Source organism: Pseudomonas sp. 05T35, assembly GCF_056396605.1.
The window spans coordinates 1-931 of record NZ_JBFTLU010000796.1; the positions used below are offsets into that span (position 1 = coordinate 1).

Consider the following 931-nt stretch of genomic DNA (forward strand, 5'->3'; position numbering starts at 1 on the left):
CCTTTGATATACCCACCTTCCGTGTTTTCAACCCATGAGTACACTCTCCAGATAGCTCGCCACTATCTCGGCCATCGCTTCTGCTTTGTGTGCTGGTATTGAGGTTCGTGGTGGGTGATCGACCTGTAAGACCTCATCCTGTACAAACCTCATCGATGCCTGCTGAACATGGAGAAGGTCATGAGCGATGATGGATTTGCAGAGCTGGCTGCTCGATCTGCAAAGGTGAGAAACGAAAACCTGCAAATGCTGGAGGGGCTGGGCGGCGGCGATTGACGCGGCACATCTCCTTACCACGTCCCCATCCGCAAAACAGCAGGACTCACTCTGGCTCCTGAAGACGAAAGCTTCCGACAGGTCCTCAGCTTAATCCAACGGCTCTCGTGAAGTGTCTAAGCGAAAGGTATCCAGGTGGATCCCTCCCTACTGATCCATAAGAAAACCGCATGCTCCTCATAATAGAAACGCGGTTATGCCGTACTGGCGATTGGCCGATAATCGAAGCGGGAAAGGCGCAATTCATAAGTGTCAGCCACGTGCAAATTTGAGTCTGCCATCCAGATACGTCAAACAGAGTTAGTACAACTCTAGAGGGGAGTCGGATGAACAAGTTTTACAAAACCGTGATCGCAGTAACCTTGGCATCTCAAAGCGTGTTGGTTATGGCTCAAGAACCCAGCAGTTGCCAAGTCATCAAGACGGCGAACGTGGGATGGCTCGATGGTATATCGACAAACGCATTGACTCAGGTGGTTGCCGAAGGCCTGGGCTATAAATTTGACGACAGCATGCTTTCACTGCCAATCGTTCTGAAGTCTCTTAGCGATGGCAAGCTGGATACGTTCATTAACTACTGGTCGCCATCTCAGGATCCTCTGATTACCCCCCTAAAGGACTCTTTGTCCGTTCTCCCGGCCCCTAACCTCACAGG

1 pseudogene is annotated in these 931 nt (G+C 51.1%); it reads left to right on the forward strand.

The features are described 5' to 3' along the window. Positions 1-602 precede the first annotated feature (602 nt). Positions 603-931, forward strand: a pseudogene (locus tag AC1DH9_RS29905) (glycine/betaine ABC transporter substrate-binding protein); the annotation flags it as partial.